We start from the raw sequence: 24,097 nt of genomic DNA on the forward strand, positions 1-24,097 counted from the left end.
CGTGTCAGTCCCTCCGCCATGCGGCCGGCGGTCCGGCGACGGGGTCGACCGGGTCCTGATCGGCCGGGTCCTGGGACGTGCTCGGGCTCGGGCTCGCGCCCGGGTCCTGGCCGTCCACGCCCCCCTTCTCGACCTTCTGCGAGTTCGGGTCGTACGGCGCGATCTTCGGCGCGTCGATCGAACCGTCCGGCTGGACCTTGGGCAGGCCCTTCTGAGGCTGCGGCAGCAGGGCCTTCTTGAGGTCCTGCTTGCCCTCCTCGTCGAGCCCGTACAGCGCGTTGTAGATCTTGCGTACGGCGGGGCCCGAGGCACCGGAACCGGTGCCGCCCTGGGAGATCGTCATGACGATCGCGTAGTCCTTGGTGTACGTGGCGAACCAGGAGGTCGTCTGCTTTCCGTAGACCTCCGCCGTACCGGTCTTGGCGTGCAGCGGGATCTTGTCCTGCGGCCAGCCGCCGAATCGCCAGGCGGCGGTACCGCGGGTCACGACCGCCGCGAGGGCTTCGTCCATCAAGTCGCGCGTCTGCGCGTTGAACGGCAGCCGGCCGTGCGACTTGGGCTTGATCTCGCGAATGTCCTTGCCGTCGGGGCTGATGACGGCCTTGCCGATGGTCGGGTTCCAGAGCGTCCCGCCGTTGCTGATCGCGGCGTAGATGGTCGCCATCTGAATGGGGGTGACCAGTGTGTCGCCTTGGCCGATGGCGTAGTTGACGGAGTCACCGGCGCGCATGATGTTGCCCTCGAGACAGCCCTCGTAGGCGATCCGCTCGACATAGGTGCCGTCCTTCTTGCCCTGCTTGCACCAGGCGGCCTTGTTGGCCTCCCAGAAGCGCTGCTTCCACTGGCGGTCGGGGACCCGGCCGGCGACCTCGTTGGGAATGTCGATGCCGGTCTCGGCGCCCAGGCCGAACTGGTGAGCGGTCTTGTAGAACCAGTCCGCCGGGTGCTTCTTGGGGTGGATGCCGCCGTCCTTCAGCCACTGCTGGTGCGCGAGGGCGTAGAAGACGGTGTCGCAGGAGACCTCGAGCGCCTGGCCGAGGGTGATGCTGCCGTGGCCCTGGGACTCGAAGTTCTTGAAGACCTGGCCGCCGACGGAGTACGAACTGGGGCACGCGTAGCGGCCCTTGAAGTCGTAGCCGGCGTTGACCGCGGCGGTGGTCGAGATGACCTTGAAGATCGAGCCGGGGGCGGCCTGGCCCTGGATGGCCCGGTTCAGCAGCGGGTAGTTGGACTTCTTGCCGGTGAGCTTGGCGTAGTCCTTGGCGGAGATTCCGCCGACCCAGGTGTTGGGGTTGTACGTCGGCTGGGAGGCCATGGCGACGACCCGGCCGGTCTTCGCCTCCATGACGACGACGGCACCGGCGTCGGCCTTGTAGTTCTCGCCGGTGTTCTTGTCGACGACCTTGCGGGCCTCGACCATCGCGTTGTGCAGCTCCCATTCGGCGACCGCCTGCACACGGGCGTCGATGGAGGTGACCAGATTGGAGCCGGGCACGGCGGGGTCGGGCTTGGCCTGGCCGATGACCCGGCCGAGGTTGTCGACCTCGTAGCGGGTGACGCCGGCCTTGCCACGCAACTCCTTGTCGTACGTACGCTCGACACCGGAGCGGCCGACCTGGTCGGAGCGCAGATACGGCGATTCGGTGTCCTTGGCCTTCTCGATCTCCTGGTCGGTGACGGGGGAGAGATAGCCGAGGACCTGTGCGGTGTTGGCCTTGCCGGGCGCGGGGTAGCGGCGTACGGCGGTCGGCTCGGCGGTGATGCCGGGGAAGTCCTCGGCCCGCTCACGGATCTGCAGGGCCTGCTGGGTGGTGGCCTCGTCGGTGACCGGGATCGGCTGATACGGGGAGCCGTTCCAGCAGGGCTTCGGGGTCTTGGAGTCGCAGAGCCTGATCTTGTTGATGACGTCCTCGGGCTTCATGCCGAGAACGGCCGCGAGGCGGGTCAGGACGGCCTTGCCGTTGTCCTTCATCTTCATCAGGGCGGTGCGGGACGCGGAGACGACCAGCCGGGTCTCGTTGTCGGCGAGCGGTACGCCGCGGGCATCGAGGATCGAACCGCGCACGGCGGGCTGCACGACCCGCTGGACGTGGTTGCCGGAGGCCTCCTTGGCGTACTCGTCGCCGTTGCGGATCTGGAGATACCAGAGGCGGCCGCCGAGCGTGGCCAGCAGCGAGAACACCAGCACCTGGATGATGACGAGGCGGATCTGGACCCGGGGGGTCCGCCCGGTCTCGGGAATGTTGCTCATGCTTCCCCCCTCCAGGGGTCTGGGGGCGTCCCCCTGGACGGACGCTTAAAGACGCTTGACACCCTTGATGCGCCCGGCGCGCAACGCCCGGTTTCGGGCCACCCGGACCCTCAGCCCGCGCTGGCTGCCGATGCGCAGCCCGGTGCCCGAGGACATCCAGCCGGACGACACATCGCTGGAGGCACCGCTCTGGGTCTCGGCGAGCGGATCGTTCTCGATGCGCCGGGCCAGCGCCATGATGAGCGGCACGGTGAAGGGCGCCAGCAGCAGATCGTAGATCGCGGCGCTGAACAGCAGCCCGACCAGGCCCACATGGCGGGCCGCGGTGTCGCCTACGAGTGCGCCCACGCCCGCGTACAGCAGGGTGGAGCCGATCGCCGAGGCGACGACCGCCGTCATCGGGCCCGTGGCGGAGGTGAGCCGGCCGTTGTCGGGCTTGGTCAGGCCCACGAGGTAGCCGATGACGCACAGGACCAGGGCGTAGCTGCCCGCGGCGTGGTCGGCGGGCGGGGCGAGGTCGGAGAGCAGGCCCGCGCCGAAGCCGATGAGGGCGCCGCTGACATGCCCGTACACCAGGGCGAGGGCGACGACGGTGAGCAGCACCAGGTCGGGGACGGCGCCGGGCAGCTGGAGCCGGGCGAGCACGCTCACCTGGACGAGGAGGGCGACCACAACGAGGGTGGCGGAGAGCACTATCCGGTTCACACGCATCGGGATCAGCTCCTACCACTGTTCGTTCGGGTCGTTCCGGCCGTCGGCCTCGCCTCCGGCGGGGACGCCGCTCGCGTCCGGCGACGGGGTGACCGTCACGGTGACCGTGGGCGTGGGGGTCGGCTTGGGCTTGGCCGGCAGGACGGTGTCGCGCGGGTCGACGCGCGGTGCCTGGACGACGACACCGACGATGTCGAGCCGGGAGAATCCGGCGAACGGACGGACGTAGACAGTGCGGGTCAGCGCGCCACCGGAGGGGTCGACGCGGACCACCTCGCCGACCGGGACGCCCGGTACGAACGGCCGGTCGGCCTGCGAGCCGAAGGTCACCAGCCGGTCGCCCTTCTTCACCTTGGACTTGCCGTTGAGCAGCTGGACGGCGAGCGGGCGGTCGCCCTGACCGGTGGCGAAGCCGAGCTCGTCGGTCCGCTCCATGCGGGTGCCGACGGTGAAGTCGGGGTCGGTGGCCAGCAGTACGGTCGACGTGTCGGGGCCGACGGTGGTAACCCTGCCCACCAGACCCTCTCCATTGATGACGGTCATGTCCCGCTTGATGCCGTCCTTGCTGCCGGCGTCGATGGTCGCGGTCCAGGAGAAGCCCTGGGCCGCTCCTATCGCGATGACCTCGGCGCCCTTGATGCCGTACTGGCCGGCCGCCGCCTTCTTCAGCATGTTGTCGAGCTGGCGCATCCGGCTGTTGTTGCGGGCGTCGCTGCCGAGTCTGGCTTTCAGTTCTGCGTTCTCGCGTGTGAGTACGGCGATCCGGTCATGCCGCTCGCCGGAGTCCCGGACGGCGCCGATGGCGTTGGCGATCGGGTCGACGGCGGCCGACATACCTCGCTCCGCCGGGCCGAATACGGCGGCGGCGGCCTGCCGGGCGCCGTCGACCGGTGACTCCTGCCCGCCTCTGATGTCCACCGTGATCAGTGCGAACGCGATGGCGACCAGAAGCACCAGGAGCAGCCGGCTCTCTCGTGTGTCCCTCACGTGCGGCAGCCGTGCCTTCCTCGTCGGAATCCTGATTTCTGTATATCGACGATCCGCCGTACGGGTCGGCAGTGGCCCGTACGGCGGTTCCGCGACGATACGGGCTATCTGCGCGGCTGGGCGTCCAGCACCTGCTGCAGCGCCTCGAACTCCTCGACGCACTTGCCGGAGCCGAGTGCGACGGAGTCCAGCGGATCCTCGGCGATATGGATCGGCATTCCGGTCTCGCGGCGCAGCCTCTCGTCCAGGCCGCGCAGCAGGGCACCGCCGCCGGTCAGCACGATGCCGCGGTCCATGATGTCGCCGGACAGCTCGGGCGGGCACTTGTCGAGGGTGGTCTTGACCGCGTCGACGATCGCGTTGACCGGCTCCTCTATGGCCTTGCGAACCTCTGCCGCGGAGATGACCACGGTCTTCGGCAGGCCGGAGACCAGGTCACGGCCGCGGATCTCGGTGTGCTCGTCGTCGTTCAGGTCGAACGCGGAACCGATCGTGATCTTGATCTGTTCGGCGCTGCGCTCGCCGAGGAGCAGGCTGTACTCCTTCTTGATGTGCTGGATGATCGCGTTGTCCAGCTCGTCGCCCGCCACCCGGATGGACTGCGCGGTGACGATTCCGCCCAGGGAGATCACCGCGACCTCGGTGGTGCCGCCGCCGATGTCCACCACCATGTTGCCGGTGGCCTCGTGCACCGGCAGACCGGACCCGATCGCCGCCGCCATCGGCTCCTCGATGATGTGCACCTGGCGCGCGCCTGCCTGCGTCGACGCCTCGATGACGGCACGGCGCTCGACACCGGTGATACCGGAGGGCACACACACGACGACACGCGGGCGGGCCAGATAGCGACGCTTGTGGATCTTGAGAATGAAGTAGCGGAGCATCCGCTCGGTGATCTCGAAGTCGGCGATCACGCCGTCCTTCAGCGGGCGCACGGCCACGATGTTGCCCGGCGTACGGCCGATCATCTTCTTCGCCTCGGAGCCGACCGCCAGGATGCCGCCGGTGTTGGTGTTGATCGCGACCACGGACGGCTCGTTGAGTACGATCCCCCGGCCCCTGACGTACACCAGCGTGTTGGCGGTCCCGAGGTCGACAGCCATGTCACGGCCGATGAACGACATGTTGTTCCCCATGAGGATGCGTCTGGCCTTCCCAAATAGAGCGTTGATTGCTTCTCAGGTCGGCGAGTGGGTGCTGTGCGCGTGGAGGCTCCCCATCGTAGTGCCGCCTGCACGAACACGCCTCTCGGGTCCACCTCAGTAGTGGTGACGGCGTATCGGGGCGATGCGTTCCCCGAACGGCCGCGCATATGCCGAAGGGCGACCGAAATTCCTTCGGTCGCCCCAGGCCATGAGCGCTATTCGGCTGACGTCACATCAGAAAACATCCGGAAAGAAAATCTTCAGTTCCCGCTCCGCGGATTCCTCGGAGTCCGAGGCGTGGATGAGGTTCTCGCGGACGATGGTGCCGAAGTCGCCCCGGATACTGCCGGGGGTCGCCTGGATCGGGTCGGTGGGTCCGGCGAGGGTACGCAGGCCCTCGATGACCCGCTCACCCTCGACCACGAGGACGACGACGGGGCCCGACAGCATGAACTCGACCAGCGGCTCGTAGAACGGCCGGCCCACGTGTTCGGCGTAGTGGGTCTCCAGGGTGGCCCGGTCCAGGTTGCGCAGCTCGAGAGCGGTGATCTGCCAGCCGGCCTTGCGCTCGATACGGCCGATGATCTCGCCGACGAGCCCGCGGCGGACCGCGTCGGGCTTGAGCAGGACGAGGCTGCGCTGGGTCATGTGTGGGTCTCCTTGGCAAGCATGCGAGTGCGTTATTCGAGGCTACAGGGGTACACCGCACGGGCGGCACCCGGACCGGGGATCCCCGCAGATGCGGGGCCGACACCACGCTTGTCGGCGAATTCTTCCTCATCGGTGGATCATCCCCGCGTGTGCAGGGCCAAGAGGTCCTGGTGCCGGATCCAGTCAGGCAACCGACACCGACAACGGGGGTTTATTCCGCCTGGGCCGCGAAGCGGGCCTTCGCCTCGTCGACCTTGCGGCCGAAGTGGACCGAGGCCCACCACAGGCCGGCGAAGACCGCACCCAGGAAGAACATCGTGGGGACGAAGAAACCGGAGGCGATCAGGCCGGCCTGGAGCACCCAGCCCAGCTGCACCCCACCCGGTCGGGTGACCATGCCGCACAGCAGGAGGGACAGCAGCATCGCGACACCGCACACCGTCCAGACCGTGGTCATGGACAGGTCGGGGTCCTTCATCGCCACCAAACCGGCGAAGCCCACCAGCATGAACTCGCCGATCAGCGTCGACGCGCAGAGCGTGCGCATGGTCAGTGCCTCCCCAGGAGCAGACGGGCCTCGCCGACCGTGATCACGGAGCCGGTCACCAGGACGCCCGCGCCCGCGTACTCCGCCTCCTCCTCCGCCAGCGTGATCGCGGCCTCGATCGCGTCGTCGAGGCGCGGCTCGACCTGGACGCGGTCCTCACCGAAGATCTCGACGGCGACCGCGGCGAGTTCGTCCACATCCATCGAACGGTGGCTGGAGTTCTGTGTGACGACGATCTCCGCGAAGATCGGCTCGAACGCGTCCAGCACCCCGCGCGCGTCCTTGTCGCTGCTCGGCGCGACCACACCGATCAGCCGGGAGAAGTCGAACGCCTCCGTGACACCGGCGGCCGCCGCCTGCGCGCCCGCCGGGTTGTGCGCCGCGTCCAGGACGACCGTGGGCGAGCGGCGTACGACCTCCAGACGGCCCGGCGAGGTCACCGACGCGAACCCCGTGCGGACCATGTCCATGTCCAGCGTGCGCGCGTGCTCCGCGCCGACGCCGAAGAACGCCTCCACCGCGGCCAGCGCCACCGCCGCGTTGTGCGCCTGGTGGGCGCCGTACAGCGGCAGGAAGATCTCCTCGTACTCACCGCCCAGGCCGCGAAGCGTCAGCAGCTGGCCTCCGACCGCCACCTCGCGGGACACCACGCCGAACTCCAGGCCCTCGCGGGCGACCCTGGCATCCGCGTCGACGGCTTTCTTCAGCAGCACCTGCGCGGCGTCCACCGGCTGCTGCGCCAGGATGACCGTCGAGCCCGGCTTGATGATCCCGGACTTCTCCCCGGCGATCTCCGCGGGCGTGCCGCCGAGCCGGTCCGTGTGGTCCAGCGCGATGGGCGTGACGACGGCGACGGACGCGTCGATGACGTTCGTCGCGTCCCAGGTGCCGCCCATGCCCACCTCGACGACGGCCACGTCCACGGGCGCGTCGGCGAAGGCCGCGTACGCCATTCCGGTCAGCACCTCGAAGAACGACAGCCGGAACTGCTCCCCGGTGTCGACCATCTCCACGAACGGCTTGATGTCGTGGTACGTCTCGATGAACCGCTCGGCGGGGATCGGAGCACCGTCCAGGCTGATCCGCTCGGTGACCGACTGGACGTGCGGCGAGGTGTACCGCCCGGTGCGCAGCCCGCCCGCGCCGAGCAGCGCCTCGATCATGCGGGCGGTGCTGGTCTTGCCGTTCGTGCCGGTGATGTGGATCGACGGGTAGCCGCGCTGGGGATCGCCCAGCACGTCCATCAGCGCCGCGATGCGGGACACCGACGGGTCCAGCTTGGTCTCGCCCCAGCGTCCGGCGAGCTCCTCCTCGACCTCGCGCAGCGCCTTGTCCACCTCCGGGTCGGCGGGCCGGGCGGGCACGGCGTCGGCCTGGGGCGGCCCGGCCTGGGTGCGCAGGGTACGGCTGCCGGCCTCGATCACCGCCAGATCGGGGTCACGGTCGGTCTCCGCTTCGACGAGGTCGTCGAACATGTCGGCGTCGAAGGGCTCGCTGGGTTCGGGCTGCGGCTGGTCACTCACGCGGTCCAGTCTACGGAGCGGTGAGGGAGCGGCGGCTTGCGGCTCCGCCGGGCGAGGACCGGGGTGCGGTGCCTCAACGGCTCTGCCGCGTGAGGGCACGTTCCCCAGGTCCCCCGGACCGTCCTTCGGGCGGTGTCCTCAATCGCCGGACGGGCTGGAAAATCCAGCCCGTCCGGCGATTGAGGACATCCCACGCGCTCCTACAGCCGGAAGCCCGGGCCCGCAGCAGCGGGCCCGGGCTTCCGGGGGAGGTATCGGCTACGCCTGCGGCAGGTTCGCCAGCTGCGCGCTGATGCGCTCGATGTCCGCCTCCGCCTTGGCGAGGCGGCCGCGGATCTTGTCGACGACGTTGTCCGGGGCCTTGGCCAGGAACGCCTCGTTACCCAGCTTCGCCGTGGCCTGGGCCTTCTCCTTCTCCGCCGCGGCCAGATCCTTCGCCAGTCGCTTGCGCTCCGCCTCCACGTCGATCGCGCCGACGAGGTCGAGGGTGACCGTGGCTCCGGCGACCGGCAGGGTGGCCGTCGCGTGGAAGGTCTCGCCCTCCGGCTGGAGGCGCAGCAGCTGGCGGATGGCCGTCTCGTGCGGGGCCAGCGGGGTGCCGGTCAGGTCGAGGCGGGCCGGGACCTTCTGGCCGGGCTGGAGGCCCTGGTCGGAGCGGAACCGGCGGACCTCGGTGACGACCTGCTGGACCAGCTCGATCTCCTTCTCGGCGGCCGCGTCGCGGAAGCCGCCCGGGGCGTCAGCCCCAGGAACGGACACAGCGGAGGGCCAGTCGGCGATGACGACGGACTCCTTGCCCGTGAGCGTCGTCCACAGCGTCTCGGTGACGAAGGGGACGACCGGGTGGAGGAGGCGCAGCATCACATCGAGGACCTCGCCCAGGACACGGGCCGAGACCTTCGCGGGCCCGCCGCCGCCCATGAACGTGGTCTTGGACAGCTCGACGTACCAGTCGAAGACCTCGTCCCACGCGAAGTGGTAGAGGGTGTCGGACAGCTTCGAGAACTGGAAGTCCTCGTAGTACGCGTCGACTTCGGCGACGGTCCGGTTGAGCCGGGACAGGATCCAGCGGTCGGTCGCCGACAGCTCCTCGGCGGGCGGCAGTTCGCCCTCGACCGTGGCGCCGTTCATCAGCGCGAAGCGCGTGGCGTTCCAGATCTTGTTGGCGAAGTTGCGGGACGCCTGGACCCAGTCCTCGCCGATCGGAACGTCGATGCCGGGGTTGGCACCGCGCGCCAGCGTGAAGCGGAGCGCGTCGGAGCCGTACTTGTCCATCCAGTCCAGCGGGTTGACCGCGTTGCCGAAGGACTTCGACATCTTCTTGCCGTTCTGGTCACGGACCATGCCGTGCAGGGCGACGGTGTGGAACGGCGGGGTGCCGTCCATCGCGTAGAGGCCGAACATCATCATCCGGGCGACCCAGAAGAAGAGGATGTCGTAGCCGGTGACCAGGACGGAGTTCGGGTAGAACTTCGCGAGACTGTCGGTCTGCTCGGGCCAGCCGAGCGTGGAGAACGGCCACAGGCCGGACGAGAACCAGGTGTCCAGGACGTCGGTGTCCTGGTGCCAGCCGTCGCCGGACGGGGGCTGCTCGTCGGGGCCGACGCAGACGACCTCGCCGTTCGGGCCGTACCAGACCGGGATGCGGTGACCCCACCACAGCTGACGCGAGATGCACCAGTCGTGCAGGTTGTCGACCCAGTCGAAGTACCGCTTCTCCATGTCCTGCGGGTGGATCTTCACCCGGCCGTCGCGGACCGCGTCACCCGCGGCCTTGGCGAGCGGGCCGACCTTGACCCACCACTGCATCGACAGGCGCGGCTCGATGGTGGTCTTGCAGCGCGAGCAGTGGCCGACGGAGTGGACGTACGGGCGCTTCTCGGCGACGATCCGGCCCTCGGCGCGCAGCGCGCCGACAATCGCGGAACGGGCCTCCAGTCGGTCCAGGCCCTGGAAGGGGCCGTGGGCCGTGATGATCGCGTGCTCGTCCATGACGGCGACGGCCGGCAGGTTGTGCCGCTGGCCGATCTCGAAGTCGTTCGGATCGTGCGCGGGCGTCACCTTGACGGCGCCCGTGCCGAACTCCGGGTCGACGTGCTCGTCGGCGACGACGGGAATACGGCGGCCGGTGAGCGGCAGCTCGATCTCGCGGCCGACGAGGTGCTTGTACCGCTCGTCCTCGGGGTGGACGGCGACGGCCGTGTCACCGAGCATCGTCTCGGCGCGGGTCGTCGCGACGACGATCGCGTCGTCGCCGTCGCCGTAGCGGATGGAGACGAGCTCGCCGTCGTCGTCCTGGTACTCCACCTCGATGTCCGAGATGGCGGTCAGGCAACGCGGGCACCAGTTGATGATGCGCTCGGCGCGGTAGATCAGCTCGTCGTCGTAGAGCTTCTTGAAGATGGTCTGGACGGCCTGGGAGAGGCCCTCGTCCATGGTGAAGCGCTCACGGGACCAGGCGACGCCGTCGCCCAGGCGCTTCATCTGGCCGGAGATCTGGCCGCCGGACTCGCCCTTCCACTTCCAGACGCGCTCGACGAACGCCTCCCGGCCCAGGTCGTGGCGGGACTTGCCCTCCTTGGCGAGCTCGCGCTCGACGACGTTCTGGGTGGCGATACCGGCGTGGTCCATGCCGGGCTGCCACAGCGTCTCGTAACCCTGCATCCGCTTGCGGCGGGTGAGGGCGTCGATCAGCGTGTGCTCGAAGGCGTGGCCCAGGTGCAGGCTGCCGGTGACGTTCGGCGGCGGGATGACGACGGTGTACGGCGGCTTGTCGCTGTTCGCGTCGGCCTCGAAGTAACCGCGCTCCACCCAGCGCTCGTACAGCGCCCCCTCTACCTCGGCCGGCGCGTAGGTGGTCGGCAGTTCGGGAGTGGCGGCTGGCGTCTGCTGAGTGTTCTCGGTCACGACGCACAGTTTAGAGGGGCGGCCTCCCTCGTTACGAATCGATACCCGTGCCGCGCAACCCGTTGCCGGAGCGGGGCCCGCCGGTCTGCGCTTCGCCGTCGGCGGCGGCCGTGCGGTGGAGGTTCCTGCCGAATGACCGTCTGCTGCAGCGGCGTACCGGAACCCAGAACGTTCGGTAACGGTGCGTACCCTGCCCCCCCCCCGGAGGCATGCCCGTTCCGACAGGATGTTCGGAATCATGAGCAACGGAAAAGGGGAGGGGACGAAGCCTTGCAGCGGAAGACGAGGGGCCTGGCCGTCATGGGCGGGGTGCTGGCGCTCGCCATGGCCGGTGGCGGCGTATACGTACTGACGTCCGACGACGACAGTCCCGTGGCCGGCGAGACCAAGGGGTACAAGCTGACCCCTGCGGGGACAGTCGGCCCGTACAAGAGGCAGAAGGAGTACTACGCGGAGGAGGACCTGAACAACAAGGACTGCGACTGGAACTCCGACTCGGACTGCGGCTTGATCGAGAACGAGCTGTCCTACCCCGAAAGTGACGAGGCGAAAGAGATCGGCATCGCTTACCCGGCCGCCAAGGCAGGTGCTGAATACCGTTACAGATACCTGCTCAAGGGCCGCCAGCAGCGGAAGACGCTGCTTCTCAGCGGATATTGGGGCCGGGTCGACGATCCGGACAAAGCGATCGACAATTTCTTCCAGTCCATCAAGGACGGCGACCAGAGCTCATTCAAGGGGAGGCTGGTCGGCACGGCCGAGGAGGTCCACCCCAAGGGCTTCGACGGTGCCCTCATGAAGTGCCAGAATGCCGAGCTGCGCCGCATGGGAACGGTGAAGGCGGGCAATCCCCCCAAGACGATGCGGGTCCCGGTCTGCGTCTGGGCCGACTACAGCTCCGTGGCCGCCACAGCCGGTGTCGACTCACCCCAGCTCGTCGCCCGAGCCCGGGGCCTGTCTCGATCCGAGGTCGCGAACCTGGCCGCCGAGCTCTACAACACCTCCCGCACCAAGCGGTGACGTACGGCGAAGGGGGCGCCCTCCCGGGCGCCCCCTTCCCACGTGTCGCTTACGCCGACTTCTCGTGGCGGCCGTCGTCCTTGCGGATCATCCGCGGCTCGCGCGGCACCAGCGTCGGGTTGACGTTGTTGTGGACGACGTCCTCGGTGATGACGACACGGGCCACGTCCTTGCGGGACGGGACCTCGTACATCACCGACATCAGGACCTCCTCCATGATGGCGCGCAGGCCGCGCGCGCCGGTGCCGCGGAGGATGGCCTGGTCGGCGATGGCCTCCAGGGCCGGGCGGTCGAAGTCCAGCTCCACGCCGTCGAGTTCGAACAGGCGCTGATACTGCTTCACCAGCGCGTTGCGCGGCTCGACCAGGATCTGCAGCAGGGCCTCGCGGTCCAGGTTGTGGACCGAGGTGATGACGGGGAGCCGGCCGATGAACTCCGGGATCATCCCGAACTTCACCAGGTCCTCCGGCATGACCTCCTGGAACTGGTCGCTGGCCTCGATCTCCCGCTTGGAGCGGATCGTCGCGCCGAAGCCGATGCCCTTCGCGCCGGCCCGCGACTCGATGATCCTCTCCAGGCCGGCGAAGGCACCGCCCACGATGAACAGGACGTTCGTCGTGTCGATCTGGATGAACTCCTGGTGCGGGTGCTTGCGGCCGCCCTGCGGCGGTACGGAGGCGGTGGTGCCCTCGAGGATCTTCAGCAGGGCCTGCTGCACGCCCTCGCCCGAGACGTCACGCGTGATCGACGGATTCTCGCTCTTACGGGCGACCTTGTCGATCTCGTCGATGTAGATGATGCCGGTCTCGGCCTTCTTGACGTCGTAGTCCGCGGCCTGGATCAGCTTCAGCAGGATGTTCTCGACGTCCTCGCCGACATAGCCCGCCTCCGTCAGCGCCGTCGCGTCGGCGATGGCGAACGGGACGTTGAGCATCCGGGCCAGGGTCTGAGCCAGCAGCGTCTTGCCCGACCCGGTGGGACCGAGCAACAGGATGTTGGACTTGGCGAGTTCGATCGCGTCGTCCCGGCCCTGCGCGCCGCCGGTCTCGCCGGCCTGGACGCGCTTGTAGTGGTTGTACACCGCGACCGAGAGGGCCTTCTTCGCGGGCTCCTGCCCGACGACATAGCCCTCGAGGAACTCATAGATCTCGCGCGGCTTGGGGAGTTCCTCCCACCGCACCTCGGAGGTCTCGGCGAGCTCCTCCTCGATGATCTCGTTGCAGAGATCGATGCATTCGTCGCAGATGTAGACACCGGGGCCTGCGATGAGCTTCTTCACCTGCTTCTGGCTCTTGCCGCAGAACGAGCACTTGAGCAGGTCGCCGCCATCACCGATGCGTGCCACGAGGTGCTTCCCCTTCGCCTGGGAGCAGCCTGGTTCAGCGGCTCCTGGTGCCTCATATCCGACGGTACCCTGCCGGGGGCCCTGTTCGGGCCCCCCTGACGGGGTTCACGACAAGTGAACCCCGCCAAGGGGCGTGTTGCCTCAGCCCAGCTGGGCGGGCGCGCCCTTGCGGGTGGACACGATCTGGTCGATCAGGCCGTACTGGAGCGCACCCTCGGCCGTGAGGATCTTGTCGCGCTCGATGTCCTCGCGGACCTTCTCCAGCGGGGTGCTGGAGTGCTTGGCGAGCATCTCTTCCAGCTGCGTGCGCATCCGGAGGATTTCGTTGGCGGCGATCTCCAGGTCGGAGAGCTGCTCACGGCCGGTCTGCGACGACGGCTGGTGGATCAGCACTCGGGCGTGCGGCAGGGCCATCCGCTTGCCGGGGGTGCCGGCGGCGAGCAGCACGGCCGCGGCGGAGGCCGCCTGGCCCATGCAGACCGTCTGGATGTCCGGCTTGACGAACTGCATCGTGTCGTAGATCGCGGTCAGCGCGGTGAAGGAGCCACCGGGGCTGTTGATGTAGATCGAGATGTCGCGGTCCGGGTCCATCGACTCCAGGCACAGCAGCTGCGCCATGACGTCGTTGGCGGAGGCGTCGTCGATCTGCACGCCGAGGAAGATCACGCGCTCCTCGAAGAGCTTCGCGTACGGGTCGTACTCGCGCACGCCCTGCGAGGTGCGCTCGACGAAGCGCGGGACGACGTAGCGGTTGTCGACCTGGGGGCCCGTGTACAGGCCGCTCGCGGAGTAGTTGTTCATGTCGGTGTTCACCATCCTGGGGGCGTTCGGTGGGCTGTCGGGGCTGTCGGTACGAGGCCTCAGGCCCCGGTGCCACCGCCGCCCGGAACGCCCGAGGCAGCGGAGATGATCTCGTCGATGAGGCCGTACTCCTTGGCCTCCTCCGCCGTGTACCAGCGGTCGCGGTCGCCGTCGCGGATGATCGTCTCCATGGTCTGGCCGGAGTGCCGGGCGGTGATCTCGGCCATGCGCTTCTTGGTGCGGAGCAGCTGCTCGGCCTGGATCTTGATGTCGGAGGCGGTGCCGCCCAGGCCGGCCGAGCCCTGGTGCATCAGGATGTCGGTGTGCGGCAGCGCGAAGCGCTTGCCCGCGGTGCCGCCGGTCAGCAGGAACTGGCCCATGGAGGCCGCCAGGCCCATGCCGATGGTGACCACGTCGTTCGGGATGTACTGCATGGTGTCGTAGATCGCCATGCCGGCCGTCACCGAACCGCCGGGGCTGTTGATGTAGAGGTAGATGTCCTTGTCCGGGTCGGCGGCGAGGAGCAGCAGCTGCGCTGTGATCTTGTTGGCGATGTCATCGTCGACGGGCTGGCCGAGGAAGATGATCCGCTCGTTGAGCAGTCGGCTGTAGACCTGGTCGCCGAGGCCACCACCGATGGACGGCTCGCCGGCGGCGTAAGGCATCAGATTCGTCACGTATCCACCTGCTCGTCTCTGACGGCTCCGGCCGTCTCAGCGTCTTTGTTCTGAGGGCGAGGTCCCGCGCGGGTGCTCCCCTACCGTGGGTACTCCCCTGCCCTCGTATTCATGGACCCTAACGCGCAGGTGAGACAACACCATCCCGGTTCCCGAACTGTTCGCTGGGAGCGCAAGGTGTGGAGGCCCGCGAGCCAACGCCGACGGGCCCGGCGCAGTGCGTCCGGGCCCGTCGTGCGTGGGGGTCCCCCCATGCCCGCCAGGGCGTGGGGGAAGGATCAGTACGAGGCTCAGGCCTCGGTCTTCTCCTCGGTCTCGCCCTCGCCCTCGGCGGCGGCGACGACCTCTTCGGCGATCTCTTCCTCGTCCTCGTCGGACAGGTCGACGACCTCGCCGTTGGTGTCCTTGACCGTGGCGGCCTCGACGACGAGCGCGAGGGCCTTGCCGCGGGCGACCTCGCCGACGAGCATCGGCACCTGGCCGCCCTCGACGACGGCCTTGGCGAACTGGTCGGGGCTCATGCCGGAGGAGGCGGCACGGCGCATCAGGTGCTCGGTCAGCTCGTCCTGGTTGACGTTGAGCTTCTCCGTGGCGACCAGCTCGTCGAGGATGAACTGGGTCTTGATGCCCTTGATCGCCGCTTCCTTGGTCTCGGCGTCGAACTCCTCCTCGGTCTTGCCCTGGATCTCCAGGTACTTCGCGAGGTCGAGGCCCATCTGGCCGAGCTGGTGGTGCTCGAGGTTGTGCTTGCGGGTGTTGACCTCGTCCTCGAGGAGCTTCTCGGGGATCGGGACCTCGACCAGCTTCAGCAGCTCGTCCAGGACGCGCTCCTGGGCCTGGGTGGCCTGGTCGTACTGCTTCATGTTCTCGAGGCGCGTACGGCTGTCGGCCTTGAGCTCGTCCAAGGTGTCGAACTGGCTGGCCATCTGGGCGAAGTCGTCGTCCAGGGCGGGCAGCTCACGCGCGGCCACCTGGGTGACCTTGACCGTGACCTCGGCCTCCTTGCCCGCGGCGGAGCCGCCCTTGAGCTCGGAGGTGAAGGTGGCCTCGCCGTCGGCCTCCAGGCCCTTGACGGCGTCGTCGATGCCGTCGAGCAGCTCACCGGAGCCGATGGTGTACGACACGCCCTCGGCGACGCCGTCCTCGAGGACCTCGCCCTCGACCTTGGCCTGCAGGTCGATCGTCACGACGTCGCCGTCCTCGGCGGCCCGCTCGACCGGGGAGGTGGAGGCGAAGCGCTCACGCAGCTGCTCCACGGACTTCTCGACGTCCTCGTCGGTGACCTCGACGGCGTCGACCTCGACCTCGATGCCGGAGTAGTCCGGGATCTCGACGGTCGGGCGGACGTCGACCTCGGCGGTGAAGGCCAGCAGCTCGCCGTCCTTCAGCTCGGTGATGTCGACCTCGGGCTGGCCGAGCGGGTTGACGTCGGCCTCGTTGACGGCCTGGGTGTAGAACTTCGGGAGCGCGTCGTTGACGGCCTCCTCCAGCACCGCGCCACGGCCGAACCGCTGGTCGATCACACGGGCCGGGATCTTGCCCTTGCGGAAGCCCTTGACCGTGACCTGCTGGTTGATCTTCTTGTACGCCGCGTCGAGGCTGTCCTTGAGCTCCTCGAAGGGCACCTCGACAGTGAGCCGAACCCGGGTCGGGTTCAGGTTCTCCACGGCGCTCTTCACGGTTCGGTCTCCTTGTGGCTGATGCTCGGATTCTGCTGGGCCTGATCGGCTTCAGCGGATCGCGCCCGGAAGACTTGAGACACACGGGCACGCAGCTTGCATAGTAACCGCAAGCCCGAAGGGCCCCACAACGTGATCTTGCTGGTGGTCGGGGTGGCGGGATTTGAACCCACGGCCTTCCGCTCCCAAAGCGGACGCGCTGCCAAGCTGCGCCACACCCCGTTCGGTGCGACACGTAGGGTACATGCCCGCGGGCTGTACGTCGGTTCGTTTGATGGGGTGTGCGGAGAGGCCCTCCGACCCGCTAACATGCTCCTCGTGCTTGCGGGCGTAGCTCAATGGTAGAGCCCTAGTCTTCCAAACTAGCTACGCGGGTTCGATTCCCGTCGCCCGCTCTGAACGGCTCAGGGCCAGGTCGGAGGTTCAGTCCTCCGACCTGGCCCTGAGTGTTTCCGGGGCTTCGTTCTGTTCTTCGCGTCGCCCGCCGTGCGCCCCTCGGGCTTTTGATCTTTTGCTTCTTCTTGGCCTTCGGCGCTTCCTCCGGCCCTCCCTCACGAGGCCGCTCATCACGTCGGCGATCAGCCGGTCCCGGTCAGCGCTCGCGTCCATCGCGGGAGCAGCAGCGTCGATCTTGAGCAGCCTCCGGGTGGCCCGGCGTCGGCTCGCTCGGCGCAGGAGGGCGACTCCATCGCCGTGACGGCGCGCAGGCAGTCGTCCGTACCGGATTCCGGATGCGCTCGAAGGAGTCCTTGACGTGGCGCGACCGCCCGGGCGGACGCAGGCTTGAAGCGGTGACGAGGGGGCCCGCACGGGGTCACCGGGACCGCCGCCGGGCGGGCTTGCATCAACCGACGACCCGCCCAGGGAGCAGAGCGCATGATCCAGCCGGCCGATATCCGCGAATGGCGCAACCGGGACGTCATCGACCCGAAGCGAAACAAGATCGGCGCCCTCGAGGCCGTCTACGTGGACACCTCGACCGACGAGCCGGCCATGGCCACCGTCCGGACCGGCCTGCCGACGCGGCAGCGCCTCATCTTCGTCCCGCTCGACGGGGCGATCGTGGGCCCGGACTACGTCAAGGTCGCGTACGACAGGAGGCTGGTGAAGAAGGCCCCGTCCATCGGCACGGACGATGTGCTGCCCGTCGAGGAGGAGGAGGCGGTCTTCCGGCACTACGGCATGCCCTACCAAGTCGGAGCCAAGGGGGAACGGCAGCTCGCGCGCCGCTGACCCCCTCATGAAGGGTGCGCACGCACATGGTGATCTTTCTGTTGCTCGTCCTCGCGGCGATCACCCTGGGACTCATCGGCACCACGGCGGAAGGCCTTGGCTATCTGCTGATCATCGGCATCGTCGTACTGGTGATCGCCCTTGCCTACGGCGGCGTGCGCCTGACCCACCGAGTCCGGGGTCGCCCCGGCCGGTGAGCGCATGAGCAGACGGCGCCGCCGAGGGGCCTCGGGAGCGCGTCGCCGTTCAGCGCCGCTTCGCTCGCGTCCTGTCCACGAGCGAGACGCCGAGCGCCGCCAGGCCGATCTGGATGAGCCATTCGGTCCAGTCGATACCGCTTGTCTCGGCTACACCCAGCGACCGGGCGATGGCGGAACCGGCCAGTGCGGCCGCGATGCCGATGAGGATCATGAGCAGACGGGCAGGTGTTGACGCCCCGGCAACACCAGGCGCCCCAGCAAGCCTCCATGGGGCCTCACCACTTCGACGAAAGGTGGTTCACCATGACGTCGATGGCCGGGGGCGACGCTCACATTGGAGAGCGGCCACCATGACAAGCCCGTCTGACCGGCCGGACGTCGACCGCATGAAGGAAGTGGCCGACGCGGCGGCGCGCGCCTTCGCCCTTGTCCCCGCCCGGCCCGACGAGGTACCACCGCTGCTCGACAGCCAGGGGCGGCGCACTGCCGCGCGTCGTCTCCACACCGACCCGGAGACGGTGGAAAGGGACCTCGTCAAGCTCGTCCTGACCATTGTCGAGCTGCTGCGCCAGCTGATGGAGCGCCAGGCGCTGCACCGGGTCGACCAGGGCGACCTCACCGAGGAACAGGAGGAAAGGCTCGGCCTGACACTCATGCTCCTCCACGACAGGATGACCGAACTGTGCAGCCGCTACGGTCTCACCATGGAAGACCTCAACCTCGATCTCGGGCCGCTCGGAACGCTCCTGCCGCCCTGACCGACATGGGTACGGTCACTCCGCTGCGGACACTCGCCCTCACGCTCGCGCTCGTGGGAGGCACGAGATGGGCGGTGAAGCGTGTGGCCGAGATCGCGGAATGGGAGCACTACGACGCTCGCCGGGTGGCGCGCCGGCTCGCCGAACTGGAACAGAAGGTGTCGGCCGGCCGGATCGGCCAGGAGGAACACAAGAGACGTGAGGCCGAGCTGCTCGGCCGGCTCGAAGAGATCCGGCGCTTCTGGGGGCGGCCATGAGCAACCTGCCCAGCGCGTCAGAGCCTCCGTGAGCAGGCCGCAACTCGAATCGGTGTTCCACCGCCTCCGCTAGAAGCTGATCTGGTTGATCGTGCTCGCGATCGAGTCGAGGAACTTGGTTATCGACGGCGCCATGCCGCTGGAGGCAAGGAAGAAACCGAAGAGGATCGCCACGGTCGCGGGCCCTGCCTTCAGGTTTCCGCCCCGTATCAGCACCACGAGAATGATCGCCAACAACAGCACTACAGACAGTGAAATGGCCACAACTGATCACACCCTCGGTCGGTCCGCCTCCGACCATGGTGCCACCAACCTGCCTGTTGTCGGGGTCGGCTGACGAATCGCCGGCGCATGGAATGCGCCACATACCGGACCGGAGGCCGGACGGTCAGGGACCGTCCACCAGACCCAACAGCCTGCGAACGTTCGCGTACTTGGCGGTGAGCCGGACCCGGGTCGGCTCGTCCAGCACGGCGAGCCGCGCCGGGTCGGTGTTGTGCGCCAGGTCGGCCTCCTTGACGAGGAGCGCGCCGGGGGTGGCGAGGATGCGTGCGCAGTACGCCTCGACGTCCTCCCCGGACCGCTTGGTGACGGCCGGCACGATGTCCTTGGTGCTCTGCGGCAGCGCGACCGCGTCCAGCCACTCCCGCGGCAGCGCGTCGTCCTCGACGGCGTCGTGCAGCCACGCGGCGGCGATCTGCTCGTCCCTCCCGCCCCTGACCCGTACTCCCTCGGCGACGGCGGCCAGATGCACGGCATACGGCCGCCCCGCCTTGTCGGTCTGTCCGGCGTGCGCCTCGCGGGCGACGGCCTCGACCTCGGCCAGGGTCAGGTGCGGCTCGCTCTGTTCCCTCACTCGTCGTCCCCGTAACCCATGAACCAGTGTGTGCCGGAATAGCCTGCCATCGAGAACGGCTGGTTCGACTCGGTGAGCATCCGGAAGATCAGCTCGGCAGTGGAGCAGTCGAACCGCGTCGTGGCGCGATCGTCCTCCATCGTGATGATGGGCCACAGATCCGGATCGCGGCCTTCGGTGAGCCAGTAGAACTGGGTCTCGTGCTCGGTGTTCGCCCATTCCAGAAGGCCGCCCCGCGCCGGGAACAGCTTGTAGGGCTCCCACAGTCCGTTGCCGCGCGTCGCCGCGAAGTGGGCCAGCCACTCGGTGTGCTGGACCAGGTCCTCACTCCGGCCGCCCGGGACGATCATGCTGAGGTAGCCGTCGAAGCCGCCGCGCCCGAAGAGCTCCGCCAGGCGCTTGTAGTCGCTCGGCAGCGCGGTGCCCAGCCGGGTCTCGACCGCCTCCCAGTCGACCGTGCGGGCCCTGGCCGGGTCCCAGCCCGTGACGGCCACCACCCGGTCCACCCAGTCGGCGTCCGCCGGCAACGGGTCCGCCGCCGGGTCGGCGCGCTCGGCGACCAGCACGACCGGGCGTATGCCGCCCTCGTCGGTGCGGACCGTGCCGCAGCCGATCCACCGCCTCGCATACGCCCATACGCGCATCCCGGCCAGGCGGTCGCCGAAGGGCTCGACGAGCGGCAGCCCGGTCCGCGCCGTCGCCGTGGCCGGGTCCAGCCTGCGCGCGGAGCCGAAGCGGCCGCTCACCGCGTCGGCGAACGCCTCCAGGTCCAGACCGTCCGGCAGCTCCAGGCACGCGTGCCCGGCGCCGTGGCCGGGCCGCGCGCACACCGGCTCCGAGGTGACGGGCCCGACCGGATGGTGCAGGGCCGAAAGCAGTTCGTCGAAGTCCGTGTCCATACGGGACAGTGAACCGCAGCCCTCTGACAACGCCTCAGCGGACAGCCGCCCTCGCCGGGAGGTGGGTCGCCGCCAGACCCAGGGCGACGATCGCGGCCACCAGCGAGCCGTACAACACCGGCGGTATGCAGGGGGCTTCGCCGGTGATGCCCCGCATCAGACCTCCCTGCGCACCGGGTAGCCGCGAGCCCGGCATGATCCGCCGGACACCTCCTAGCCTTCGCGGCAGAGGAGCAGCAGCGCCCGGTCGTCGTTGACGTCCTTCGCGACCGCCTCGATCAGGTGCCAGGCCGCGCCCTCGAAGCCGGAGGCGACATAGCGGTCGGCCTCGCCCGTCAGCCGGTCGATGCCCTCGCTGATCTCCCGGTCGGAGGTCTCGACCAGGCCGTCCGTGAAGAGCATCAGCACATCGCCGGGCCGGAGTGTGCCCTTGACCGGGTGAAATTCGGCGGCGTCGTAGACGCCCAGCAGCGGGCCCTCGGCCACCTTCTCCTCCCAGCGGCCGCTGCCCGCGTTCAGCTGCAAGGCCGGCAGATGGCCGGCCGAGAGCAGTTCGTAGTCGCCGGAGTCCAGGTCGAGCACGAGATGGACGGAGGTGGCGAAGCCCTCGTCCCAGTCCTGGCGCAGGAGGTAGCCGTTGGCGGCGGGGAGGAATCCGTGCGGGGGCAGGGAGCCGAGGAGTCCGCCGAAGGCTCCGGAGAGCAGCAGTGCCCGCGAGCCCGCGTCCATGCCCTTGCCCGACACATCGGTCAGGACGACCTCGAGGGTCCGCCCGCCGTTGGTGCGGGCCGCGACCACGAAGTCGCCGGAGAAGGACTGGCCGCCGGCCGGCCGCAGGGCCATCTCGTGGTGCCAGCCGCGGGGGAGCCTGGGCAGGGCGCTCTGCACCCTGATGCGTTCGCGGAGGTCGAAGAGCATGGTGCCGCCGCGCCGCCACGGCACCCCGACCCTGGCCCGGAACTGGGCGATCAGCAGCCCGAAGAAGCCGCAGGCCGCGACGACGAGCACGGTGCCCGGTGTGACGGCCGCGCCGGCCGGGCCGGGGATGTCCTGGCCGAGCTGGACCGATTCGACGAGGAGGGCGACGGCGGAGGCGGCGTACAGGCCCAGCAGGCTGGCGGGCCGCAGCAGCAGTCCGCCGGCGACGATGGGCAGGACCAGCGCGGCCGGGGAGCACCACTCCGGCATGGCGACGGTGCCGCAGGCGAGGGCGGGGACGGTGAGCATCAGGCCGACGAGGGCCAGCCAGTCGGAGCCGTCGCCGCGGAAGTAGTCGACGGCGGATTTGCGCAGCGCTGTACGGGCCCGGTGCATCGTTTTGTGCATCCGGGCCGTGAACGAATCTGCTCGCGCATTTCTTGCCATCGGCAAGGACCCTATCCAGGCGTGGCGGTGCTCCGCAGGGGGACCCCGTGACAATGCGTTCGAAATCGGGTCGCTCGGATGACGGACCCTTGATGGTCATGCCGTATGACTACGGCTTCGGGTGTTGAGACCGGCCGAGTGGGACACGTGGTACGCGGCGCTGGAGCGCGCGTTCGGCGGGGTGCCGGAGGCTCCGGAGGAGCGTGAGCTGTGGCGGGCGCTGACCGAGCACGAACGCTCCATCGGGCTGTGGGACGGCGAGGACTGCGTCGGCACGACCGGGGCGTTCGGCTTCCGGCTGACGGTGCCGGGCGGCGGGCTCGTACCCGCGGCCGGAGTGACGCGGCCACGCACCGGCGGCGCGGACTGCTCACCGCCATGATGCGGCGCCAGCTCGACGACGTACGGGCGTGGGGCGAACCGCTGGCCGTCCTGACCGCCTCGGAGCCGGAGATCTACGGACGCTTCGGCTACGGCATCGCGACGCAGCAGCTGGCGGCGGACATCGACACCGCGCGGGTGCGGCTGTCGGTGCCCGAGGGGACGGACGCGGTTCGGCTGCGTTTCGTGGCGCCCGCGGACGTACGGGACGAGTGCGAGGCCGTGTACGCCCGGAAGGTGCCCGGGCGGCCCGGGATGACGGCCCGCAGGCCCGGCTGGGAGCGGCTGCCGCTGCTCGATCCGCCGGGGGACGGGAGGGCGCCTCGCCGCTGCAGTGCGTGGTCGCCGAGCGGGACGGGGAGACGGTCGGCTACGCCCGTTTCCCCAACAAGCCCGAGTGGGACGCGAGCGGTTCCAGGGGCACGATCGTGCTGCGTGATCTGGAGGCGCTCGACCCGGCCGCGTACGCGGCGCTGTGGCGGTTCCTCTTAGGCATCGACCTGACGTCGACGATCCAGGTCCGCAACCGGCCGACCGATGACCCGTGGCAGTGGATGGTGTCCGACATCCGGCGGTGCGGTATCCGGCTGCGGGATTCGCTGCACGTACGTCTGGTGGACCTGGGCGCCGCGCTGGAAGCCCGCACGTACGCCGTGCCCGTGGACGTCGTCCTGGAGGTCGAGGACGATTTCTGCCCCTGGAACCAGGGGCGCTGGCGGCTGACCGGCGACGGCAAGGGGGCGTCCTGCGAGCGGACCGAGGGCGAGGCCGATCTCGCGCTCTCCGTACGGGAGCTGGGCGCCGCCTACCTGGGCGGGGTCTCGCTGTCGGCGCTGGCCGGCGCCGGGCGGGTGCGGGAGCTGCGCCAGGGGGCGCTGGCGGAGGCCTCGGCGGCCTTCGGCTCGGATCTCGCTCCGTGGCTGCCGCACGGTTTCTAGTGCTGTGACCGGGAGGGTTCACCGGCTCGCGACGCTCCCCCAGCTACCTCCCCCAGCTACCGCTGGGGGAGGTAGCTGGGGAGCCGCGAGCCACCCGGCGAACCTTCCCGGCCACAGCACTAGGCGTGGATTTCCACGTGCCCTGAGGTGCCCTGGCAGGAGGGGCACCAGAAGAGGTTGCGGGCGGCGAGACCGGCGGTGCGGATCTCGCCGCCACAGATGTGGCAGGGCATGTTGGCCCTGCGATAGACGTACACCTCGCCGCCGTGGTCGTCGACGCGCGGCGGGCGGCCCATCGCCTCCGGGGTGTGCTCGGGGCGGACCGTGTCGATCCGGTTGTTCCGCACCCCCTCGCGCATCAGGGCGACGAGATCGGCCCAGATGGCGTCCCACGCCTTCTCGGTGAGGTCCTTCCCGGGAAGATAGGGGTCGATTCCGTGCCGGAACAGCACCTCGGCCCGGTAGACGTTGCCGACGCCCGCGATGACCTTCTGGTCCATGAGGAGCGCGGCGATCGTGGTACGGCTCCGGGAGATCCGCTGCCATGCCTTGCCCGGGTCGTCGTTCCGGCGGAGCGGGTCCGGGCCGAGGCGGTCGTGTATGGCCTGCTTCTCGGCCTCGGTGATCAGCGCGCAGGTCGTCGGGCCGCGCAGGTCGGCGTAGTGATCGTCGTTCGCAATGCGCAGGCGCACGGTGTCCGTGGCGGGCGGGGCGGTGGCGGCGCCGAAGCCGAGCTTGCCGAAGAGCCCGAGATGGATGTGGACCCAGCCGTCCCGGTCGAAGCCCAGGAACAGGTGCTTGCCGTGCGCGTCCACGCCGTCCAGCACGGAGCCGTCGAGCAGCGCCGCGCTGCCGGAGAACCTGCCCTGCGGGCTGCTGACCCGCACCCGCCGGCCGGCGAAGCGGTCGAGGTGGTCCTCGGCGAGCCGGTGGATGGTGTGCCCTTCGGGCATGGGTGCGGTTCTC

Annotated in this window: 23 protein-coding genes, 2 tRNA genes and 2 pseudogenes; 7 read left to right on the forward strand and 20 right to left on the reverse strand. The window is 69.1% G+C overall.

The window, feature by feature from the left end; translation table 11 throughout:
- Window positions 1-4 precede the first annotated feature (4 nt).
- The 8 genes from mrdA to ABD858_RS11305 all read right to left on the reverse strand — a co-directional run bounded on the left by mrdA (window position 5) and on the right by ABD858_RS11305 (window position 10,722).
- A complete protein-coding gene (mrdA, locus tag ABD858_RS11270) occupies window positions 5-2,251 on the reverse strand; it encodes a penicillin-binding protein 2 (protein WP_345036189.1) in 2,247 nt (748 codons plus the stop codon).
- Window positions 2,252-2,296: 45 nt separating this feature from the next.
- The gene (gene mreD / locus ABD858_RS11275) at window positions 2,297-2,962 is read right to left on the reverse strand and encodes a rod shape-determining protein MreD (protein ID WP_345036190.1); all 666 of its coding nucleotides are present in this window, start codon (window positions 2,960-2,962) and stop codon (window positions 2,297-2,299) included.
- A gap of 12 nt (window positions 2,963-2,974) precedes the next feature.
- Window positions 2,975-3,949: a rod shape-determining protein MreC gene (gene mreC / locus ABD858_RS11280; RefSeq protein ID WP_345036191.1), complete on the reverse strand. Its 975-nt coding sequence runs from the start codon at window positions 3,947-3,949 to the stop codon at window positions 2,975-2,977.
- Window positions 3,950-4,053: 104 nt separating this feature from the next.
- Window positions 4,054-5,073 (reverse strand): rod shape-determining protein, encoded by a 1,020-nt coding sequence (locus ABD858_RS11285; RefSeq protein ID WP_345044434.1) that lies wholly within the window; start codon window positions 5,071-5,073, stop codon window positions 4,054-4,056.
- 255 nt (window positions 5,074-5,328) lie between these two features.
- Window positions 5,329-5,742 carry a nucleoside-diphosphate kinase gene (ndk, locus tag ABD858_RS11290; RefSeq protein WP_345036192.1) on the reverse strand — a complete coding sequence of 138 codons (414 nt, stop codon included), beginning with the start codon at window positions 5,740-5,742 and terminating at the stop codon, window positions 5,329-5,331.
- A 214-nt stretch (window positions 5,743-5,956) separates the two neighbouring features.
- Complete coding sequence (locus ABD858_RS11295) at window positions 5,957-6,292, reverse strand: DUF4233 domain-containing protein (RefSeq protein WP_345036193.1); 336 nt, start codon at window positions 6,290-6,292, stop codon at window positions 5,957-5,959.
- A gap of 2 nt (window positions 6,293-6,294) precedes the next feature.
- Window positions 6,295-7,767 carry a bifunctional tetrahydrofolate synthase/dihydrofolate synthase gene (gene folC / locus ABD858_RS11300; RefSeq protein WP_345044437.1) on the reverse strand — a complete coding sequence of 491 codons (1,473 nt, stop codon included), beginning with the start codon at window positions 7,765-7,767 and terminating at the stop codon, window positions 6,295-6,297.
- A 306-nt stretch (window positions 7,768-8,073) separates the two neighbouring features.
- A complete protein-coding gene (locus ABD858_RS11305) occupies window positions 8,074-10,722 on the reverse strand; it encodes a valine--tRNA ligase (protein WP_345036194.1) in 2,649 nt (882 codons plus the stop codon).
- A 270-nt stretch (window positions 10,723-10,992) separates the two neighbouring features.
- On the opposite strand from ABD858_RS11305, the gene ABD858_RS11310 reads away from it, so the two are divergent.
- The gene (locus tag ABD858_RS11310) at window positions 10,993-11,742 is read left to right on the forward strand and encodes a hypothetical protein (RefSeq protein ID WP_345036195.1); all 750 of its coding nucleotides are present in this window, start codon (window positions 10,993-10,995) and stop codon (window positions 11,740-11,742) included.
- Window positions 11,743-11,791: 49 nt separating this feature from the next.
- Here the strand turns inward: ABD858_RS11310 and clpX are convergent, their stop codons facing one another.
- The 5 genes from clpX to ABD858_RS11335 all read right to left on the reverse strand — a co-directional run bounded on the left by clpX (window position 11,792) and on the right by ABD858_RS11335 (window position 16,466).
- Complete coding sequence (gene clpX / locus ABD858_RS11315) at window positions 11,792-13,087, reverse strand: ATP-dependent Clp protease ATP-binding subunit ClpX (RefSeq protein ID WP_345036196.1); 1,296 nt, start codon at window positions 13,085-13,087, stop codon at window positions 11,792-11,794.
- A 141-nt stretch (window positions 13,088-13,228) separates the two neighbouring features.
- Window positions 13,229-13,903 (reverse strand): ATP-dependent Clp protease proteolytic subunit, encoded by a 675-nt coding sequence (locus ABD858_RS11320; RefSeq protein ID WP_345036197.1) that lies wholly within the window; start codon window positions 13,901-13,903, stop codon window positions 13,229-13,231.
- Window positions 13,904-13,947: 44 nt separating this feature from the next.
- Window positions 13,948-14,553 carry an ATP-dependent Clp protease proteolytic subunit gene (locus ABD858_RS11325; protein WP_345044439.1) on the reverse strand — a complete coding sequence of 202 codons (606 nt, stop codon included), beginning with the start codon at window positions 14,551-14,553 and terminating at the stop codon, window positions 13,948-13,950.
- A 302-nt stretch (window positions 14,554-14,855) separates the two neighbouring features.
- The gene (gene tig, locus ABD858_RS11330; RefSeq protein ID WP_345036198.1) at window positions 14,856-16,244 is read right to left on the reverse strand and encodes a trigger factor; all 1,389 of its coding nucleotides are present in this window, start codon (window positions 16,242-16,244) and stop codon (window positions 14,856-14,858) included.
- Between the two features lie 145 nt (window positions 16,245-16,389).
- Window positions 16,390-16,466 (reverse strand) — tRNA-Pro (locus ABD858_RS11335).
- 102 nt (window positions 16,467-16,568) lie between these two features.
- Between ABD858_RS11335 and ABD858_RS11340 the strand changes: the two genes are divergently transcribed.
- From ABD858_RS11340 to ABD858_RS11350, 3 genes are all read left to right on the forward strand, one after another.
- A tRNA-Gly gene (locus tag ABD858_RS11340) sits at window positions 16,569-16,639 on the forward strand.
- Between the two features lie 481 nt (window positions 16,640-17,120).
- Window positions 17,121-17,477, forward strand: a complete 357-nt coding sequence (locus tag ABD858_RS11345) for a PRC-barrel domain-containing protein (protein WP_345036199.1) — start codon at window positions 17,121-17,123, stop codon at window positions 17,475-17,477.
- Between the two features lie 26 nt (window positions 17,478-17,503).
- Window positions 17,504-17,674: a hypothetical protein gene (locus ABD858_RS11350; protein WP_345036200.1), complete on the forward strand. Its 171-nt coding sequence runs from the start codon at window positions 17,504-17,506 to the stop codon at window positions 17,672-17,674.
- Between the two features lie 49 nt (window positions 17,675-17,723).
- Here ABD858_RS11350 and ABD858_RS11355 read toward each other — a convergent pair.
- Window positions 17,724-17,959 (reverse strand): annotated as a pseudogene (locus ABD858_RS11355) (GlsB/YeaQ/YmgE family stress response membrane protein).
- Between the two features lie 68 nt (window positions 17,960-18,027).
- Between ABD858_RS11355 and ABD858_RS11360 the strand changes: the two are divergent.
- Window positions 18,028-18,435: a gas vesicle protein K gene (locus tag ABD858_RS11360; protein ID WP_345036201.1), complete on the forward strand. Its 408-nt coding sequence runs from the start codon at window positions 18,028-18,030 to the stop codon at window positions 18,433-18,435.
- A gap of 5 nt (window positions 18,436-18,440) precedes the next feature.
- The gene (locus ABD858_RS11365) at window positions 18,441-18,692 is read left to right on the forward strand and encodes a gas vesicle protein GvpG (RefSeq protein ID WP_345036202.1); all 252 of its coding nucleotides are present in this window, start codon (window positions 18,441-18,443) and stop codon (window positions 18,690-18,692) included.
- A gap of 69 nt (window positions 18,693-18,761) precedes the next feature.
- On the opposite strand, the gene ABD858_RS11370 is transcribed toward ABD858_RS11365, so the two are convergent.
- The 5 genes from ABD858_RS11370 to ABD858_RS11390 all read right to left on the reverse strand — a co-directional run bounded on the left by ABD858_RS11370 (window position 18,762) and on the right by ABD858_RS11390 (window position 21,812).
- The gene (locus tag ABD858_RS11370; RefSeq protein ID WP_345036203.1) at window positions 18,762-18,956 is read right to left on the reverse strand and encodes a hypothetical protein; all 195 of its coding nucleotides are present in this window, start codon (window positions 18,954-18,956) and stop codon (window positions 18,762-18,764) included.
- A 124-nt stretch (window positions 18,957-19,080) separates the two neighbouring features.
- The gene (locus ABD858_RS11375) at window positions 19,081-19,548 is read right to left on the reverse strand and encodes an HD domain-containing protein (RefSeq protein ID WP_345036204.1); all 468 of its coding nucleotides are present in this window, start codon (window positions 19,546-19,548) and stop codon (window positions 19,081-19,083) included.
- Complete coding sequence (locus ABD858_RS11380; protein WP_345036205.1) at window positions 19,545-20,447, reverse strand: SMI1/KNR4 family protein; 903 nt, start codon at window positions 20,445-20,447, stop codon at window positions 19,545-19,547. Before ABD858_RS11380 ends, ABD858_RS11375 begins: the two co-directional genes overlap by 4 nt.
- 34 nt (window positions 20,448-20,481) lie before the next feature.
- Window positions 20,482-20,604 (reverse strand): hypothetical protein, encoded by a 123-nt coding sequence (locus tag ABD858_RS11385; protein WP_345036206.1) that lies wholly within the window; start codon window positions 20,602-20,604, stop codon window positions 20,482-20,484.
- A gap of 56 nt (window positions 20,605-20,660) precedes the next feature.
- A complete protein-coding gene (locus tag ABD858_RS11390) occupies window positions 20,661-21,812 on the reverse strand; it encodes a SpoIIE family protein phosphatase (RefSeq protein ID WP_345036207.1) in 1,152 nt (383 codons plus the stop codon).
- A 121-nt stretch (window positions 21,813-21,933) separates the two neighbouring features.
- Here ABD858_RS11390 and ABD858_RS11395 point away from each other — a divergent pair.
- Window positions 21,934-23,131 (forward strand): annotated as a pseudogene (locus ABD858_RS11395) (GNAT family N-acetyltransferase).
- A 119-nt stretch (window positions 23,132-23,250) separates the two neighbouring features.
- Here ABD858_RS11395 and ABD858_RS11400 read toward each other — a convergent pair.
- The gene (locus ABD858_RS11400) at window positions 23,251-24,084 is read right to left on the reverse strand and encodes an Fpg/Nei family DNA glycosylase (RefSeq protein ID WP_345036208.1); all 834 of its coding nucleotides are present in this window, start codon (window positions 24,082-24,084) and stop codon (window positions 23,251-23,253) included.
- Window positions 24,085-24,097: the final 13 nt, after the last annotated feature.

The organism is Streptomyces sannanensis, from assembly GCF_039536205.1.
Lineage (GTDB): Bacteria > Actinomycetota > Actinomycetes > Streptomycetales > Streptomycetaceae > Streptomyces > Streptomyces sannanensis.